This is a genomic window from Priestia sp. GS2, assembly GCF_036409025.1.
In the GTDB taxonomy this organism is placed as follows: domain Bacteria; phylum Bacillota; class Bacilli; order Bacillales; family Bacillaceae_H; genus Priestia; species Priestia aryabhattai_A.
Genome location: NZ_JAZGJX010000001.1, coordinates 272773 through 290878 on the forward strand (window position 1 = coordinate 272773; position 18106 = coordinate 290878).

21 protein-coding genes and 1 other annotated feature are annotated in these 18106 nt (G+C 38.1%); all 21 genes read left to right on the plus strand.

The window, feature by feature from the left end; translation table 11 throughout:
* Positions 1-109 precede the first annotated feature (109 nt).
* The 21 genes from V2145_RS01375 to V2145_RS01475 all read left to right on the plus strand — a co-directional run bounded on the left by V2145_RS01375 (position 110) and on the right by V2145_RS01475 (position 18100).
* Positions 110-1411 carry a bifunctional folylpolyglutamate synthase/dihydrofolate synthase gene (locus tag V2145_RS01375; protein WP_330987267.1) on the plus strand — a complete coding sequence of 434 codons (1302 nt, stop codon included), beginning with the start codon at positions 110-112 and terminating at the stop codon, positions 1409-1411.
* 137 nt (positions 1412-1548) lie between these two features.
* Entirely contained in the window at positions 1549-2106 is a 558-nt protein-coding gene (locus V2145_RS01380) for a DUF420 domain-containing protein (protein ID WP_094911785.1), read from the plus strand.
* Positions 2107-2655: 549 nt separating this feature from the next.
* Positions 2656-3129, plus strand: a complete 474-nt coding sequence (locus V2145_RS01385) for a prepilin-type N-terminal cleavage/methylation domain-containing protein (protein ID WP_256993363.1) — start codon at positions 2656-2658, stop codon at positions 3127-3129.
* Entirely contained in the window at positions 3126-3878 is a 753-nt protein-coding gene (locus tag V2145_RS01390; RefSeq protein WP_311856526.1) for a prepilin peptidase, read from the plus strand. Before V2145_RS01385 ends, V2145_RS01390 begins: the two co-directional genes overlap by 4 nt.
* A 548-nt stretch (positions 3879-4426) precedes the next feature.
* Positions 4427-5425: an SPOR domain-containing protein gene (locus V2145_RS01395; protein ID WP_311856529.1), complete on the plus strand. Its 999-nt coding sequence runs from the start codon at positions 4427-4429 to the stop codon at positions 5423-5425.
* Between the two features lie 108 nt (positions 5426-5533).
* Entirely contained in the window at positions 5534-6109 is a 576-nt protein-coding gene (locus V2145_RS01400) for a Maf family protein (RefSeq protein ID WP_131888343.1), read from the plus strand.
* Positions 6110-6125: 16 nt separating this feature from the next.
* The gene (radC, locus tag V2145_RS01405) at positions 6126-6812 is read left to right on the plus strand and encodes a RadC family protein (protein ID WP_094911781.1); all 687 of its coding nucleotides are present in this window, start codon (positions 6126-6128) and stop codon (positions 6810-6812) included.
* A gap of 228 nt (positions 6813-7040) precedes the next feature.
* Positions 7041-8066: a rod shape-determining protein gene (locus V2145_RS01410; RefSeq protein ID WP_094911780.1), complete on the plus strand. Its 1026-nt coding sequence runs from the start codon at positions 7041-7043 to the stop codon at positions 8064-8066.
* A gap of 19 nt (positions 8067-8085) precedes the next feature.
* A complete protein-coding gene (mreC, locus tag V2145_RS01415) occupies positions 8086-8967 on the plus strand; it encodes a rod shape-determining protein MreC (protein ID WP_094911778.1) in 882 nt (293 codons plus the stop codon).
* Complete coding sequence (mreD, locus tag V2145_RS01420; RefSeq protein ID WP_094911777.1) at positions 8967-9488, plus strand: rod shape-determining protein MreD; 522 nt, start codon at positions 8967-8969, stop codon at positions 9486-9488. The genes mreC and mreD overlap by 1 nt, the downstream gene beginning before the upstream one ends.
* 118 nt (positions 9489-9606) lie before the next feature.
* Positions 9607-10290 (plus strand): septum site-determining protein MinC, encoded by a 684-nt coding sequence (minC, locus tag V2145_RS01425; protein ID WP_094911775.1) that lies wholly within the window; start codon positions 9607-9609, stop codon positions 10288-10290.
* Between the two features lie 2 nt (positions 10291-10292).
* Positions 10293-11093, plus strand: a complete 801-nt coding sequence (minD, locus tag V2145_RS01430; protein ID WP_094911774.1) for a septum site-determining protein MinD — start codon at positions 10293-10295, stop codon at positions 11091-11093.
* A 141-nt stretch (positions 11094-11234) separates the two neighbouring features.
* Positions 11235-12026 carry a M23 family metallopeptidase gene (locus V2145_RS01435; RefSeq protein ID WP_094911773.1) on the plus strand — a complete coding sequence of 264 codons (792 nt, stop codon included), beginning with the start codon at positions 11235-11237 and terminating at the stop codon, positions 12024-12026.
* The gene (locus V2145_RS01440) at positions 12019-12882 is read left to right on the plus strand and encodes a M50 family metallopeptidase (RefSeq protein WP_397428318.1); all 864 of its coding nucleotides are present in this window, start codon (positions 12019-12021) and stop codon (positions 12880-12882) included. The genes V2145_RS01435 and V2145_RS01440 overlap by 8 nt, the downstream gene beginning before the upstream one ends.
* Before the next feature lie 89 nt (positions 12883-12971).
* Positions 12972-14429 carry an Rne/Rng family ribonuclease gene (locus V2145_RS01445; RefSeq protein WP_210609466.1) on the plus strand — a complete coding sequence of 486 codons (1458 nt, stop codon included), beginning with the start codon at positions 12972-12974 and terminating at the stop codon, positions 14427-14429.
* A gap of 80 nt (positions 14430-14509) precedes the next feature.
* Positions 14510-14582, plus strand: a sequence feature (ribosomal protein L21 leader region).
* A gap of 14 nt (positions 14583-14596) precedes the next feature.
* Entirely contained in the window at positions 14597-14905 is a 309-nt protein-coding gene (gene rplU, locus V2145_RS01450) for a 50S ribosomal protein L21 (RefSeq protein ID WP_025908526.1), read from the plus strand.
* A gap of 12 nt (positions 14906-14917) precedes the next feature.
* A complete protein-coding gene (locus tag V2145_RS01455; RefSeq protein WP_078989235.1) occupies positions 14918-15250 on the plus strand; it encodes a ribosomal-processing cysteine protease Prp in 333 nt (110 codons plus the stop codon).
* A gap of 16 nt (positions 15251-15266) precedes the next feature.
* Positions 15267-15560 (plus strand): 50S ribosomal protein L27, encoded by a 294-nt coding sequence (gene rpmA / locus V2145_RS01460; RefSeq protein ID WP_094911768.1) that lies wholly within the window; start codon positions 15267-15269, stop codon positions 15558-15560.
* Between the two features lie 178 nt (positions 15561-15738).
* Complete coding sequence (locus V2145_RS01465; RefSeq protein ID WP_094911767.1) at positions 15739-16278, plus strand: Spo0B C-terminal domain-containing protein; 540 nt, start codon at positions 15739-15741, stop codon at positions 16276-16278.
* A gap of 56 nt (positions 16279-16334) precedes the next feature.
* Entirely contained in the window at positions 16335-17621 is a 1287-nt protein-coding gene (obgE, locus tag V2145_RS01470; RefSeq protein ID WP_094911765.1) for a GTPase ObgE, read from the plus strand.
* Between the two features lie 29 nt (positions 17622-17650).
* A complete protein-coding gene (locus tag V2145_RS01475; RefSeq protein WP_311856548.1) occupies positions 17651-18100 on the plus strand; it encodes an ACT domain-containing protein in 450 nt (149 codons plus the stop codon).
* The last annotated feature ends 6 nt before the right edge of the window (positions 18101-18106 follow it).

Below are 18106 nucleotides of genomic sequence, written 5' to 3' on the forward strand. Positions count from 1 at the left end.
ATGAAGCAGCGCTTTTTGTATACATAATGGAACCAAAATTGGAAGTTCATTCGATTTTTACTGTTGCATTCGCTATAATAATCATAATACAAAAAGAAAGGTGAACGCCATGATACAAACATATGATGAGGCCTTACAATGGATACATAATCGCTTACGCTTTGGCATAAAGCCAGGCTTAGAGCGAATGAACTGGATGCTTGAACAACTTGATTATCCCCATCAAAATATAAAAGCTATTCATATTGCGGGCACGAATGGAAAAGGCTCAACTGTTACGTATATGCGCCATATGCTTCAAGAAGCAGGTTATAATGTGGGAACATTTACTTCTCCCTATATTGAAACGTTTAATGAACGAATCAGCATAAATGGCACGCCAATTTCAGATGAAGACATGCTTCGCCTTGTACAAGAAGTTAAAGCAGTTGTAGAAAGGGTAGAAGAGACAGAATTTGGCGCTGCGACTGAGTTTGAAGTCATTACGTTGATGTTCTTTTTATATTTTGGCTATCATAAACACGTTGATTATGTTCTTGTTGAAGCTGGACTTGGTGGTCGGTATGACTCAACAAATGTCGTTGAACCACTGTTAACGATTATTACGAATATTGGCTTTGACCACATGGCTATATTAGGGAATACGGTAGATAAGATTGCTTTTGAAAAAGCAGGAATCATTAAGTCAGCAGTACCTTTAGTGACCGGTGTAGAACAAAAAGAAGCGATAGAAGTAATTGAAAGCATCGCTCGTGACCATGAGGCGTCGCTAGATCGTTTGGGCAGGGACTTTACAATTGAAAGTTACAAGGTTTTAGAAAATGGCGAAGCCTTTACATTACAAACACCTGTTCATACTTATGAAAATCTTGAACTTGGCATGTTTGGCTATCATCAAGTGAAAAACGCAACCTTAGCGATTCGAGCTTTAGAGATTCTACACCAAAAAGGAGAGCTAAAACTTTCTTACGCTCAGCTAGCAGAAGGTTTAAAAAAAGCACGGTGGAGCGGACGCTTTGAAAAAATTAGTGATTCTCCATTAGTAATTATTGATGGTGCCCATAATCAAGAAGGCGTAGATAGCCTATTGAGTACGCTGCGTCTCCATTATGAAAACAAACGGATTCATATCATTTTCAGCTGCTTAAATGATAAGAGTGCGGAGGAAATGGTGGCAAGTTTGGAAGATATAGCTGAGAGCATTACCTTTACATCATTTGATTTTCCAAGAGCGAGAACAGGCCAAGAACTATATGAGCTCAGCAAGCATCCTAATAAAAAAGTGAACGAAGAATGGCAAGAAGCAATTGAACAAGCTCTTTTAAGTCATGCTAAACCGAATAACTTAATCATCATTACAGGTTCGCTTTACTTTATTTCAGAAGTTCGATCATTTTTACTTCACTCATAAAAGCAAAGGGTGGGCGGGGGAATGAATACTATAATTTAAAGCAGGATGGCTTTTAGCTGTTCAAAGTATTGTCACTTTAATCAATGGGAAAACTGATATATAATTGACATGAATCTAAACGTAAGGAGATTGTGAAAATGAGTAAGGAAAATGAGAAAATAGTGCCGACTAGTAATAAAAATTACACGGGCATTATCTTAACGGTTTCATTAATTGCAAATGCAATTATCTTAGCACTGTTCTTTTCACCAATCGGTTATCAAGGAGAGGTTCACTTTGACCTAACAATCTTTCCGCGATTAAATGCAATATTAAACAGTTTTACTTTTATCTTTCTTGTAGCGGCATTAGTATCAATTTTAAAGAAAAACATTAAAGCTCATAAAGGGTTTATTTTAGCGGCATTTTCTTCAACTCTCTTGTTTCTTGTTTTTTATTTGACATTTCACTATATGTCAACGGAAACAGCAACTTTTGATGGGGAAGGGATTATTCGCCCAATCTATTTCTTTATTTTAATTACTCATAGCTTCTTAGCGGCCGTAGTTGTTCCACTTGCACTGTTTTCAACGGTTTGGGGCTGGACAATGCAAGTAAATAAACATAAAAAAATTGTTCGCTGGACAATGCCTATTTGGCTTTATGTAAGTTTTACAGGTGTACTTGTATACTTGTTTATGGCACCTTATTATTAAAAAACCTTTTCCAATTGGAAAAGGTTTTTTTATTTCAATACTTTATAAGGGTTTCGAAAGTGTATTGAACAAGCAGTGAATCATTAAAATGGATATAAAACTAAAGGTTTATCTTAATAGATTTAAATTTCTATTTTTTAGTATGAGACTGTTGGCTCTGAGGGCTTAATAAAAAAATGCATCATTAAACACAATTATAGAGCTAGTATTCATTATAAAAACAGGTTTAATACAAGAGTTCAATTATCTAGGTTTACGATGAAATCACTTTTATATTCTTTAAACCAATGTATAATAAAGATAAGTTTAATTGCCTATAAATTGGTAGTTTGGATTAATTGAATATGTAACTTTTTATGAATTTTGGATGAGTGTACAGCTATTATATAGTTATAAAGAATCAGTAGTTAGCAAATGCTATTCATTGGTTCTTTACATATTTAACAGCTTAGAGAACAGGATGTATTGTAAGAATAATAAGCTCAATTTTCATTAGCATCACTCTTACATCAAATAATAGGTATATGCAAAATGTACAATTGGAAAGGAGTGGAAAAATTGATTAAAAAAGTCTTGGGGAATGAAAAAGCATTAACTCTCATTGAACTATTAGGTGTAATCGTTATACTTGGAATTATCGCAGCAATTGCCATTCCAAGTATCGGTGGAATGATTCAAAAGTCTCGTGAGGATGCGGTTAAGTCTGATGCTCTTAAAGTATTAAGAACCGCTCAAGCTTACATTGTATCTAATGATTTTAAAGATCATGATGAAGACATAAAAATCACCAAAAAGCAATTAAAGCCATATGTAGAATTGGAAAGTTTAAATTTAGAACTTAAAGAAGTGATTTACAATGGAGAAACTTACGCAATAGAAGGGTTTGGCGTAGCAGGTAAGAAAATTATTACTTTTAATAGAGCTACTATTAAGGATATACAGTCAAAACATAGTAGTAAGGTTACTATAGCAGTAAATCCATCACGTACTTCTGAAAACAATGAGAGAACTTATAAACAATGACTATGCTTTATATTTTCACAATAGGTCTTGTTTTAGGGTCTTTTTATAACGTGGTAGGTTTACGAATCCCCATTGGAAAATCTATCGTCAAGCCACGATCGAGCTGTCCTAAATGTCAACATGTTTTGACAACTCGAGAGCTTCTGCCAGTGCTGTCTTATATAGTGCAAATAGGGAAGTGCCGACACTGTAGTACAGCTATCCCAATTAAGTATCCAATTATAGAGTTTTTAACAGGTATTTTGTTTGTTTTATCTTTTCAATTATATGGCTTTCAGTTAGAAGTTATTGTCGCATGGACGCTCATATCGTTGTTGATAATTATTGTAGTCTCCGATTTATCATACATGCTTATTCCTAATAAGGTGCTTTTGTTCTTTTTACCATTTGTAATTATCCAACGACTCTTTATTCCTCTTACACCGTGGTGGGATATGTTCTTAGGCGGTTTTGTAGGGTTTACTCTTTTGCTTTTAATAAGCTTAATGAGCAAAGGTGGAATGGGAGGAGGTGATATTAAGTTGTACGGAGTTCTTGGTTTAATTCTTGGTTGTAAGCTTATTGTCCTTTCTTTCTTTTTGGCTGCATTAGTTGGTACAAGCGTTGGGTTACTTGGTATGGCAATAGGGAAAGTTCAACGTGGAAAGCCAATTCCATTCGGCCCTTCAATCGCAACAGGAACGCTTGTTGCATATTATTATGGAGATGTTCTTATCAACTGGTACTTTACATATGTATTTAACATATGAAGAAGCTTCTTATTACACCTCATCAATTAGAAATAATATGTGAAAGCTCAAATAAATGTTTCTTGAAAATATCTAGTTAGCAAGCTATCATACCCAAACTTAAATAGTTAGATTTAGTGACTATTAGACCACATCCCATTTCCTCTATAGAACAAGTAATCTTCACCAATATTCTGTTATCCTTGATTAGCAAATTTGCGTAATAAAACTCCATTAATCGACATAATAAAAGTTTATAAACAAAATCAAACACGAGGGAAGTATAACTAAAGTCCTGGATGTTCTTGTTGTTTTTATGATTGTGATCTCCTTAGTATTTATAGGTATATAGATTTAGTTCAATTGTTAAAATATGATATGGGATTACTTTTATAAGAAGAGACATTAGGATCTTTACCACCTTAACTGGTGGTCGACAAAATTAAAAATTCTGTAATAAAATAGCGAAACCTTTTATAACAAGACGACAAATGTCTTGTTATTTTTTTTATCGTCTATGATAGCATGGTAAAAAGTGTATGTGTTAGGCAGCAAAGGGTGGTGAAAAAGTGGACAAGCAAAATCCAAAAGTTACGGTCAAAATTAATGGTAAACAAAAGAATATACAAGATACGACTGCACCTAAGGAAAAGGAAGAAGACGTAGTATGGGTTCTTCCAGAAAAAATCGAGATGTCTGAGCGCAAAGTCGTTTCAATTGAAGAAGTGCGCAACGAAAAGAAAAAGCAGCCCAAAAAGTCCAAAGAGCCCGTAGGTAAAATAACCATCAATAAATCATCGTTCTCAGCAGTGAGGAAATTCATTGTCATTGTAGGATTAGCAGTTACCGTCGGCGTAGGATTTGGCATGTTTGGCTTAAATACGATTACCAATGATAAGCAGCCCACTCCGGTCAGTAAAATTCCATCGGCAGTTGCGGTTAATTCTGAAGTGACTAATCAGCCGGAACAAACAAGTGCGGTTAAAAAAGAACCAAAAGAAAACGCAAAGTCTTCAGCAAAAGCAACGGTTGATGCATTCCAAATCTATATTGTACAAGCAGGTGTTTTTTCTTCAAAAGAAGCAGCGAATAAAGCAAAAGAAAACCTAAGTGGCGAAAGCGTTGTTTTTGGAAAAGATAATACTTACACCATTGTCATAGGAGCTAGCACAAGTGAATCAAAAGCAAAAGAGCTGAGGGATACCTATAAAAAAAGTAGTGAAGATGCCTATGTAAAATCATACGAGATGAAAGGTGCTGCTCAGCTGGCAGAAAGTGACGAAAAAGTAATGTCAACTCTACAACCATTTATGGCTAACGTAATGGATCAAGTAGGAAAAGCAGCGGAAGGAAACAAAGTATCAAGCGTAAGCGAGGTCAAGAAAGAACTGGATAAAATCCAAGAGCAAACGGATAATAAAGAGATAGGAAAGTTAATTAAAACATTGGAACAATCGGTTTCTTCACTTGAATCATTTAATCAATCAAGTAAAAAAAGCGATAGTGATGAAGCGACTAAGTATTTGCTAACGTCTCTTGTTCAGTATCAGCAAATCATTAAGAAGTAAGTCAGGTGGCCTCGCTACCTGATTTGTTTATTGTAAAAAATGGTTAATCTTGTTAAAATTGAGTTGTGTTCTTTTTTTCAAATATTCGAAGTGTAAAGGTTGAGATCAATGAACAAAGAATTAATATTAGCCTCTGGCTCTCCTCGTCGTAAAGAACTGCTACAGCAGCTTCACATTCCTTTTTCCGTACATGTAAGCAACGTTGATGAAAAAGTTAATCCAAACTATTCACCGTCTGAGGTGGTGATGGATTTAGCATTGCAAAAAGCATCTGATGTTGCAATGCTGTATCCCAATCATATTGTACTAGGTTCCGATACGGTTGTTGTCTACAAAGACATTATTTTAGGAAAACCAGCTAGCGAAGCAGAAGCAGTTCAAACCTTAGAGATGCTTTCAGGAAAAAAACATCAGGTTCTTACAGGAGTAGCTCTTGTAGAAGGTGAGCAAGTTCAGACATTCTATGAAAAAACAGATGTTGAATTTTGGCCATTAACAGTAGATGAAATTACGCAGTACGTTCGAACGGGTGAGCCAATGGACAAGGCAGGCTCGTACGGTATACAAGGCCTAGGAGCTGCGTTTGTCAAAAGCATTCAAGGTGATTACTTTTCTGTTGTTGGTCTGCCATTGTCTCGTACAATAAGAGAACTGAGAAAGCGTGGTTTCGCCTACTCCAATTGAGGAGGGAACCCATTTGATGAATGAATCATTAATGATGAAAGATTTTCCATATGAAGAAAGACCAAGGGAGCGCCTTATGCAAAAAGGTGCTTCCAGCTTATCAAATCATGAACTTATCTCTATCTTGCTTCGAACAGGAACGAAAGAAGAATCCGTTTTTCAACTAGCCAATCGAATTCTGCGCTATTTTGATGGATTGGAGCTATTACAAAATGCAACGCTGGATGAAATGGTGAGAATGAAAGGAATTGGACAAGCAAAAGCGGTTCAGCTTATGGCTGCAATTGAACTCGGAAAGCGGATGGCTCAGGTGAAACCAGGAGTAAAGTACGCTATTCGAAGCCCAGAAGATGGAGCAAATTACGTAATGGAAGAAATGCGTACATTACTTCAAGAGCATTTTGTCTGCCTTTATTTAAACACGAAAAACCAGGTTCTTCATAAACAAACCATCTTTATTGGTAGCCTCAATTCATCGATTGTACATCCTCGTGAAGTCTTTAAAGAAGCTTTCCGTCGCTCGGCAGCCTCTATTATTTGTGTACACAATCACCCTTCCGGAGACCCTACACCTAGTCGAGAAGATATCGATGTGACTAAACGCTTGCAAGAGTGTGGATTAATCATTGGTATTGAACTTTTAGACCATTTAATTATTGGGGATCGAAAATATATTAGCTTAAAAGAAAAAGGATATATGTAATGCTATGCTTTTTAATTTCCTTGAGTTATAATAGTAGTCATGATTTTAAATGACAAGTTCTTTACAATCATCGGTTATTAATAGACAAAGTATGAAAATATATCATACAATATTTGGCGTTGACATCTATAAAAGAAGTATAGAAAATAAAAAATGTTATTAATGAAATGGTGAAATCGACTGAGAGGGTTTAGCCTTTGCATTTCGGTAAGAGAAAGGAAGAGACACATGTTTGGAATCGGTACTAGAGACCTTGGAATAGATTTAGGTACTGCAAATACACTTGTTTATGTTAAAGGAAAAGGAATTGTTGTACGTGAACCGTCAGTTGTAGCATTACAAACAGATACAAAGCAAATTGTAGCAGTTGGTAATGATGCGAAAAATATGATTGGTCGTACACCTGGAAATGTTGTAGCACTTCGTCCTATGAAAGATGGCGTAATTGCTGATTATGAAACAACAGCAACAATGATGAAATATTACATCAAACAAGCACAAAAAACAAAAAGTTTGTTTGCTGGCAAGCCTTATGTAATGGTATGCGTACCATCAGGAATTACGGCTGTTGAGAAACGCGCGGTTATTGACGCAACTCGCCAAGCTGGAGCTCGTGATGCTTATACAATTGAAGAACCATTTGCAGCAGCAATCGGGGCAAATTTACCTGTTTGGGAACCAACAGGAAGCATGGTGGTTGACATTGGTGGCGGTACTACAGAAGTAGCAATTATCTCATTGGGTGGTATTGTAACATGTCAGTCAATCCGTATTGCTGGAGACGAAATGGATGAAGCAATCATCCAATATATTCGCAAAAATTACAATCTTATGATTGGTGAACGTACGTCAGAAGCGTTAAAAGTTGAAATTGGTTCAGCAGGTATCCCTGAAGGAATCGATAACATGGAGATTCGTGGACGTGACTTATTAACTGGGTTACCGAAAACAATTGAGATTTCGGCAGAAGAGATTGCTGATGCGTTGAAAGATACGGTTGCAGCTATTGTTGATTCAGTAAAAGGTACGCTTGAAAAAACACCACCAGAATTAGCGGCAGATATTATGGACCGCGGAATTGTGTTAACAGGCGGCGGTGCCTTACTACGCAATTTAGATCGTGTAATTAGTGAAGAAACAAATATGCCTGTTGTCATTGCAGAAGATCCGTTAGACTGTGTAGCAATTGGAACAGGAAAAGCATTAGATAATATTGATTTATTCAAAAATCGTACAAGCGATTCATATCGCTAAACAGTAAGAGGTGTAAATCGTGCCACAGTTTTTTCTAAATAAACGTCTAGTTATTTTGTTAGTTAGTATTATTGTATTAGTGGCATTGATTGGTTTTTCGTTAAATGGTCGTAAAGATGTAACGTGGCCTGAACAGTTTGTGAAAGACACGGTCGGTCTTGTTCAGGCTACATTTCACCAACCCGCACAGTATGTAGCGGGTTTCTTTGAAAATGTAGGTGACCTAAAACGTACATATGAAGAAAATGAAGTGCTAAAAGCACGCCTTGACGAGCGTATGCAATTAGAAGCGAAAGTAAGTGAGCTAGAAACAGAAAATGATAAGCTACGTGAACAAGTGGATAAAGAAAGCGACCTCAAAGCTTATAGTCCAATCGAAGCAACGGTTATTGCTCGAAACCCAGACCGCTGGCATGACGTTATTGCTATTGATAAAGGGAAAGTTCACAATGTTGAAGAAAACATGGCCGTGATTACGCCAGGTGGACTTATTGGGAAAGTAAAACATGCTTCTCAGTTTACTTCAACGGTTCAATTGATTAGCTCATCCGATCGTACTAACCGCGTATCGGCTAAGATTCAAGCAAAAACACCTGTGTACGGTTTAATTGAAGGATACGACGAAGAAGAACAAGCTCTTTTATTAAGACGAATTCCATTTGATGCTGAAATTAAAGAAAAACAAAAAGTTGTTACCTCTGGCCTTGGGGGCGAAGATGGTGTATTCCCAAGCGGACTTGTTATTGGGGAAATTACAAAGATTGAGCCTGATGAGTACGGTTTAACACAAAAAGCATACATTAAGCCATCAACAGACCTATACGACCTTGACCATGTCATGGTTGCTAAAAGAAGTACAGTGATGTCTGAAGATAGCCTAGAAGTAGAGGAGGAAGAGTGATGAAACGCTTCCTCTTACCTTTCATAATTCTAGTTATTTTTATGTTAGAAAGCATTTTTGTAAACTTTGTTGCGATGCAGCCAGCTTTTCGAGACTGGCTTTTATCGCCGCGCTTTGTTTTAATTGCGCTAGTGTTTATGACCATTTATATTAATCGCAAGCAAGCGATGATTTTTGGAATTGTTTTTGGGTTTTTATATGATATCGCCTTTACGGATGTACTGGGTATTTATGCGCTTGGCCTACCAGCCGTATGTTATATCGTGTCACAGCTTATAAAAATTTGGCAAAACAATTTATTAGTGGTACTTTTCATTTGTTTAATTGCAGTTGCAATTATTGAATTTTATGTATATGGCATTAATACAATTATCGGGGTATCCGATATGGTACTGGGGCGTTTCTTAGCGGAACGATTCTATGCGACTCTGATTTTAAATGCAATTTTTGCGGTGATTTTTGCGCTACCTCTACAAAAGTGTTTTCAATACTTTTCACTGTTTTATGCGAAGGAGCGATGATGCTTCAAAAAAAGTCAATTTTCTAGTTCCAAGTTCGTAGAAATGTTGTGATTCTGCGAGTGAAAAAAAGGAATTGGTAAGTCTCTGTCGAAATTATATATTCGTTGAGGTGAGCGTCTTGAATAAACAAAAGCAACAAAATATAACCATTAAAGGAACGAAAGATGGACTAACGCTCCATCTCAATGACGCATGTTCGTTCGAGGAGCTATTAGCTGAACTACAGACGAAGCTTTTGACGAATAAACATGGAGATGACGAGCAGCATGTCACCGTATATGTGAAAGTTGGAAATCGTTTTATTACTGAAGATCAGGAAAACGAGCTAAAGGCGCTCATCGAGAAGAATCGACACTTAGTGGTCAAGCAAATCGATAGTAACGTCATTTTAAAACAGGATGCATTACGGGTAAAAGAACAAGAAGAATTAGTTTCTGTTGCAAAAGTTGTGCGCTCAGGACAAGTGCTTCACGTCGAAGGAGATCTATTATTAATCGGCGACGTTAATCCTGGGGGAACCATTGTAGCAGGGGGAAATCTTTTTATATTAGGTGCTTTAAAAGGAATTGCTCATGCAGGGTATCGTGGTAATAAAACGGCAGTCATTGCAGCTTCAATTATGCAACCGTCTCAGCTTCGAATTGCTGATGTAATTACACGACCCGAAGAAGAGGATAGTGATAAAGAGCAAAGTGTCATGGAATGCGCATATTTAGATGACGCAAATCAAATGGTTATAGACCGCGTTCAAGGCTTAGCGAGTCTACGACCTAACTTGACAAGGTTAGAAAGGAGAATTTGACAGTGGGAGAGGCTATTGTTGTTACGTCTGGTAAAGGTGGAGTTGGGAAAACAACGACATCTGCCAACTTAGGTACTGCGCTGGCGTTAGCTGGAAAGCGCGTTTGTTTAGTAGACACTGATATCGGTCTGCGCAACCTTGATGTTGTGATGGGACTGGAAAATCGAATTATATATGATCTTGTAGACGTGGTAGAAGGGCGCTGCCAACCTCAAAAAGCCTTAATTAAAGACAAACGATTTGAATGTTTGTATCTGCTTCCTGCTGCTCAAACGAGCGATAAGACAGCTGTTCAGCCAGAGCAAATGCGTGAGCTGATTCTTGAATTAAAGCAAGAGTACGACTATGTCATTATTGATTGCCCAGCTGGTATTGAGCAAGGGTATAAAAATGCAGTAGCTGGTGCAGATAAAGCGCTCGTTGTGACAACTCCAGAAGTGTCAGCTGTTCGTGATGCTGATCGCATTATTGGGTTGCTCGAGCAAGAAGATATTGAATCACCAAAGCTTGTCATTAACCGAATTCGAAGTCATATGATGAAAAATGGAGATATGCTTGATGTAGATGAAATTGCTCAGCTGCTTGCAGTTGACCTTATTGGAATTGTAGCCGATGATGAAAATGTCATTAAAGCATCTAATAGCGGTGAGCCTATCGTTATGGATCCATCTAGCAAGGCTTCCATTGCTTATCGTAATATCGCACGACGAATTCTTGGTGAAACCGTTCCTTTACAATCGCTTGATGATGAAGATAAAGGGATGTTCGCACGCATTAAACGATTCTTTGGTGTACGCGCATAAAAATAAAACGTTTGTTTGAAAAGCTTCCGGTATGGAAGCTTTTTTTCGTTTCGCTATTCATCATTTTAATCCTGTCATAACGATACCGGACAAGTCATACATTAAATTGTATAAGTTTAAGGACAAGGAGAATGATGAATCATGAATCGACGTGCTGATGAAATTCGAAAGCGAATTGCTGAGCGTAAAAAAAAGCAGCTGTCTACTGCTAAGAAAATCCCGCATGAGCCACTTCATACGTCATTGATGAGTGAAGAAGAAAAGTATGGATTTCCTGATTATTCACCTATTGAATATACGCCTACTACTAGTGGCGGTGAGCGCTATCCCTTCTTTCGAAAAGAGCGTTTCTTTTTTAAAGTGTTAGCTTCAGCTTGCTTAGTGCTCATCGTAGCAATTTTATTTAAAAGTCCTTCCCCGACATTTGAAAAAGCAAGGACGTACATTTCCACAACAATGGATCAAGAATTTCAGTTTGCAGCAGTTTCATCTTGGTATGAAGACCAATTTGGCAAGCCTCTTACACTTTTACCACAAAAAGATGAACCTAAAATTGATGAGCAAAGCGTTAGCGGAGGTTACGTTATGCCTGCATCTGGAAAAGTGATGGAAACTTTTGAAGAGGATAAGCAAGGCGTAACAATTCAAACAGGAGCTGATTCTGTTGTGGAAGCCATGAGTGAAGGGATTGTTCGCTATGTTGGTAAGCGAGATGGAATTGGTAACACGGTAATTATCCAGCACGCTGATGGCTCTGAAACATGGTATGGACAATTAAAAACGGTGGATGTAAACGTTTATGACTTTGTTAATAAAGGAAAAGAACTTGGCGTAGTGGCAAGTTCAGACGATGGAGAAACAGGCCTCTTTTATTTTGCTATAAAAAAAGGTGAAAAGTTTGTGGATCCTAGTCAGGTGATTCAATTTGAATAGCTACTTATCACTCCTGATGAAAATTCATATTCACCCTCTGTTGTGGGGGGTTTTTATTATTGGGATTTTTACAGCCACAATTAAGCCCTTGATGATTTTATTTGTAATTATCCTAATTCATGAGTTGGGTCACGCGTTTGCTGCTCACCATTTCTCATGGCGAATTAAACGAATTATGCTGCTGCCATTTGGTGGAGTAGCAGAAGTAGATGAACATGGAAACCGTCCGTTGCGTGAAGAGCTAATTGTTACAATTAGCGGACCTATTCAGCATATTTGGCTCGTTGGAGGTGCTTACTTATTTGCTGAGCTTGGTTGGATCCAAGCAGAAACATATGAACAATTTCTCTATCAAAATGCGCTTATATTCTTTTTTAATTTATTACCTATTTGGCCCTTAGATGGAGGGAAGATTTTGTTTTTATGGTGCAGTAGATATGCACCGTTTTTAAAAGCACATGAGCGAATGTTAAAGCTATCAAGTGGATTTTTAGTAGCTTTATGCCTCTATACAGCTATTGTTTATTCAATGCACCTTCACTTATGGATTGTTTTAGCCTTTCTAATTCTTTGTCATTATCAAGAATGGCGTAATCGCCATTTTGTTTACATGCGCTTTTTACTAGAACGATATCATGGAAAAGAAAGGGCAATTGCTACTTTACAGCCGGTGAATGCGTCTGCAAACGAGCAGATTTACGACGTGTTAAAAAAGTTCAAAAAAGGTTGTAAGCATATGATTGTGTTTCAAGCAAACGGTGAAGCATTGAGAATTGATGAAAACGAATTGCTTCATGCTTACTTTGTGGAGAAAAGAGTGGACAGCTCACTTAACGAGCTTGTATCTATCTATTAAAATCAAGTAACATATAAAGAAGGTAAAGTTCGGCTGAACGCGTAGCCGGACTTTTTTAATTGAACATTTAAAGAAGTGGAGATTGAAACGTGAGAAAATGTATTATTAATGCTGCAACAAAATCGAAGCGCATTGCTGTTATAAATGATGGAGAGCTAGAAGAGGTTTATTTAGAAGAGCAGAATAAGCACCAGATTGTTGGTGATATTTATATAGGGCGAGTTGTGAAGGTTATACCCGGTATGCAGGCCGCATTTGTTGACATTGGTCTATCACAAAATGGATTTATTCATCAGCAAGAGCTCATTTCGTATCGAAATGATTCAGACAGCCAAAAGGACAGCAGGGCAATGTCAGCTTTTATTCGAGAAGGTGAAGCCATTGTTGTTCAGGTGATTAAAGAAGGGATTGGAACAAAAGGACCACGCTTAACCGGTGTTATTGAATTTGCAACAGAAGAGCTTGTTTATTTGCCCGAAGGAAATTATGTGGCAGCTTCGAAAAAGATGGAGGAGCAGGAGCGAGTTAAGTGGAAACAGCTCGGTCAACAGCTCATTGAAAACAAAGAAGGCCTTGTCTTTCGAACAGCTGTGCAATCGCTGACAGAGGAACAGGTAGTGAAAAGAATTAAAGAACTGCGGAGGCAGTATCAGCATGAAATTGTAGCAAATAAGAATCAGAAGGCACCAAAGCTCTTAAAAAAAGGCCAAGAGTTTTTGAATTCAGTTGTACAAAGTGTGAGTAAAAAAACAATACAAGAATTTGCAGTGGATGATTTTACCCATTATCAACAGCTTCTTGAAACGTATCCAACATTACCTTTTTACTATTATAAAGGAACTGAAAGCGTATTTGAGCACTACGATATCGATAGCCAAGTTGAAAAACTTTTGAGACGAACGGTTTGGCTAAAAAGTGGTGGCTATATTGTGATTGATGAAACAGAAGCAATGACGGTAGTAGACGTAAATACAGGAAAGTTTAGCGGGAAAAGCTCACTGAGGGAAAACATTTTGCGTGTTAATAAAGAAGCTGCCCTTGAAATAGCTAAGCAGCTAAAGCTTCGCCATATCGGAGGTATGATACTAGTTGATTTCATTAACATGAGTAGCCGACAAGATCGTGAGGTATTGCTACAGTATGTTCAAGATATTGTTAAAGCAGATGAAGTTCGTACTACTGTGGTTGGGTTTACTGAACTTGGTATTTTGCAACTAACGCGCAAAAAGGTACGCGATAGCATTGGTTCTACCTTAACGATGGCTTGTCAGGTTTGCAATGGAACAGGACGAGTGATGGATGCAGAAACCATTGCGTTTCAAATTGAACGTAAGTTATGGGAATATCGATTTTCAACAGAAGAAGCCATTTGGATTGAAACGCGTGAAGATGTAGAAGAACACTTAAAGAAAGATGGTTTCTTTCATGCGTTAGAAGAAATGATTGGACTAAAGTTGTACTGTACGTCAACTCTTTCAGCTTCTCATACGTATCACATTAAATATGTAGGGCAAGAATCTGTCATTCAGGAAAGGATAAGAAAGTAATCTTTTTACGAATAAAGTTACAAATCTAATTGACACTTACCTTCATACTGTAGTAAGATTTAATATGTTGGTTTGTAGCACCCGTGCTACAACCGCTCAGAACAGGTTTTAAGTCCGATATGGACACCTGTGATGGCGAGTCTTAGTTTTTAGAGGAGGTGCAGAGAATGTACGCAATTATCGAAACTGGTGGTAAACAAATTAAAGTAGAAGCTGGTCAAGCAATCTACATCGAAAAACTTGCTGGTGAACAAGGCGAAACAGTTACTTTTGATAAAGTATTATTTGTAGGTGGCGACAACGTTAAAGTTGGTGCTCCATTTGTTGAAGGTGCAACAGTTACGGCTAAAGTTGAAAAACAAGGTCGTGCTAAGAAAATCACTGTATTCAAATACAAAGCAAAGAAAAACTATCGTCGTAAGCAAGGTCACCGTCAACCTTACACAAAAGTTGTTATCGACGCTATCAACGCGTAAGATTAGCATCTGATGATCAAGGTGACAATTTCTCGTAACGCAAACAAGCAAATCGACGGGTTCACGATGAGTGGACATGCTGAATTTTCCGAGCATGGAAAAGATCTTGTTTGTGCGGGAGCATCGGCAGTTTCATTTGGCACTTTAAACGCTATTCATTCAATAACCGGCGTAACGCCAGTTATTAAGCAGGGTGGAGATGGTGGATATCTTCGCTGTGAGATTCCAGAAAATGTTGATTTATCGGCATTGGAGCAAATTCATCTTTTGCTAGAAGGAATGGTTGTGTCTTTGAAAACAATCGAATTAGACTACAGTAAATATATAAAAATTAACGACAATTAAACAGGAGGTGGATGTCATGTTAGTAAGATTAGACCTTCAATTCTTCGCTTCTAAAAAAGGAGTAGGTAGTACTAAAAACGGTCGTGATTCAATCGCGAAACGTCTTGGTGCTAAACGTGCTGATGGCCAATTCGTAACTGGTGGTTCAATTTTATACCGTCAACGCGGTACTAAAATTTACCCAGGTGCAAACGTAGGTCGTGGTGGAGATGATACTCTATACGCTCAAATCGACGGTATCGTTAAATTTGAACGTTTCGGTCGTGACCGTAAAAAAGTATCTGTATATCCAGTAGCTCAAGAAGCATAAGCTGTGAAAAGAAAACTCTAACCTCAATGGAGGTTAGAGTTTTCTTTTTGTAGAATAATTCACCTATTCTCCACTGGAATTTGTTATAATCGAACATATTAAATAACAATGATGCGAGATGTTTTTATCGCCTAGAAGTTACTTATGCTCGAGTCAAAAGTTAGTTAGGAGTGCGAAAATGAAAAAAGAGTGGGATGTTGTCGAAGTATTAAAATATGCTAGGCATGATTGGCTAAACAAGATACAGCTAATTAAAGGCAATTTAGCACTGAATCGGATAGATCGAGCGAACGACATCATCAATACAATCGTGAACGAGTCACAGCACGAATCAAAATTGACAAGCATGAATATGCGTTTGTTCACAGGGTTTGTTATGACTTATCACTGGTATAACCACGCGGTTCGGTTGGAGCTTGAAGTGCTCGGAAACGCTCAGGATTTATCAAAGTACGATAATGAATTATACAGATGGTGCCGTTATTTAACCGGTTTGCTAGAATCTCATATTGATTATCATGCTGATAATTATTTGAGTATTTCATTATGCACAGAAGAGCAGGAACCTCGTTTCTTTTTTGATTTTAGTGGAATACTAACGGATATGCAAAATTTACAAGAACAGCTCGGTAGGTATGAATATGGTCAAATGCTTACATGCGTTGAACAAGAGATGCTTCCAACTGAGTTTAATATTCAAATTAAAATAAATACATGAGTAGATCTCTTTTGTACAAGTGTACAGAAGAATGAACTAGAACGGAGTGAAAGTACATGTTTGTAGATCAGGTCAAGGTATATGTGAAAGGTGGCGACGGAGGAAATGGTATGGTTGCCTTCCGTCGTGAAAAGTATGTGCCAAAGGGAGGTCCTGCTGGGGGTGACGGTGGTCACGGAGCAGACGTTATCTTTGAAGTAGAAGAAGGCTTACGTACACTTATGGATTTCCGCTATAAGCGACATTTTAAAGCAGATCGTGGTGAGCACGGTATGTCAAAAGGTCAGCATGGTCGTAATTCAGAAGCAATGATTGTTAAAGTGCCACCAGGAACAGTTGTGATTGATGCGGAAACAAAAGAAACGGTCGCAGATTTAGTCGAACACGGTCAGCGTGCAGTGATTGCAAAAGGGGGACGTGGTGGTCGAGGAAATACGCGTTTTGCAACGCCGGCTAACCCAGCTCCAGAGCTTTCTGAAAACGGAGAGCCAGGGCAAGAGCGCGATGTTATCCTTGAGCTAAAAGTATTGGCTGATGTTGGATTAGTTGGATTTCCAAGCGTAGGGAAATCAACGCTACTATCCGTTACGTCTGCTGCTAAGCCAAAGATTGCCGAGTATCATTTTACAACGCTTGCACCAAATTTAGGCGTTGTTGAAACAGGAGACAACCGTAGCTTTGTTATGGCGGATCTACCTGGTTTAATTGAAGGTGCACACGAAGGCGTTGGTTTAGGACATCAGTTTTTACGCCATATTGAACGTACGCGTGTTATTGTTCACGTAGTCGACATGTCTGGATTAGAAGGTCGTGACCCTTATGAAGACTATTTAACAATTAATGAAGAGCTACGCCAATACAACCTACGCTTAACAGAGCGTCCGCAAGTGGTAGTAGCAAATAAAATGGATATTCCAGAAGCGGAAGAAAATTTAGCGCGCTTTAAAGAAAAAGTAGGAGAAGAAGTGAAGGTATTCCCTATCTCTGCTGCAACGCGTGATGGAATTCGTGAACTGTTGTTTACGGTTGCTGACCTTGTAGATACAACGCCTGAATTCCCAATGCATGAAGAGGAAGACTTATCAACTCATCGCGTACTTTACAAGCACGAGAAGAAGGAAGTAGAATTCCACATTACGCGTGATAGCGATGGTTCATTTGTATTAGATGGTGAAAAAGTTGAAAAGCTGTTCAAGATGACCGATTTCTCAAGAGACGAATCTGTTCGCCGCTTTGCTCGCCAGCTTCGTGGTATGGGCATAGACGAAGCGCTTCGTGAAAGAGGCGCAAAAGATGGAGATATTGTAAAGCTATTTGAATATGAGTTCGAATTTATCGACTAATCATTCATGTCACAGGGGAGGGGCTTGACTTGGATAAGGCTGATAAGCAGTTTTATTTAGTACGAGAAGATGTATTGCCAGAAGCCATGAAGAAAACGCTGGATGCAAAGCTGCTAATTGAACGTGGAAAATCAGCTTCCGTAGCTGATGCAGTTCAAGAGGTTGACTTAAGCAGGAGTGCTTTTTATAAATATAGAGATACTGTGTTCCCGTTTCAAACGGTTGTGACACAGCGAATTATTTCACTCTTTTTTCACCTGGAAGATCGCTCAGGTACGTTATCTCATTTACTAAGTGTCGTAGCCTCTTCGGGGTGTAATGTGTTAACAATTCACCAAACCATTCCGCTACAAGGAAGAGCAAATGTTACGCTCTCTTTAGATATTGCAAGCATGAAGGTTGAGCTGAACGAGTTGTTACGAGAATTAAAAAGGCTTGCATTTGTAGACAAGGTTGAAGTCCTTGGTTCAGGTGCTTAACTAGAA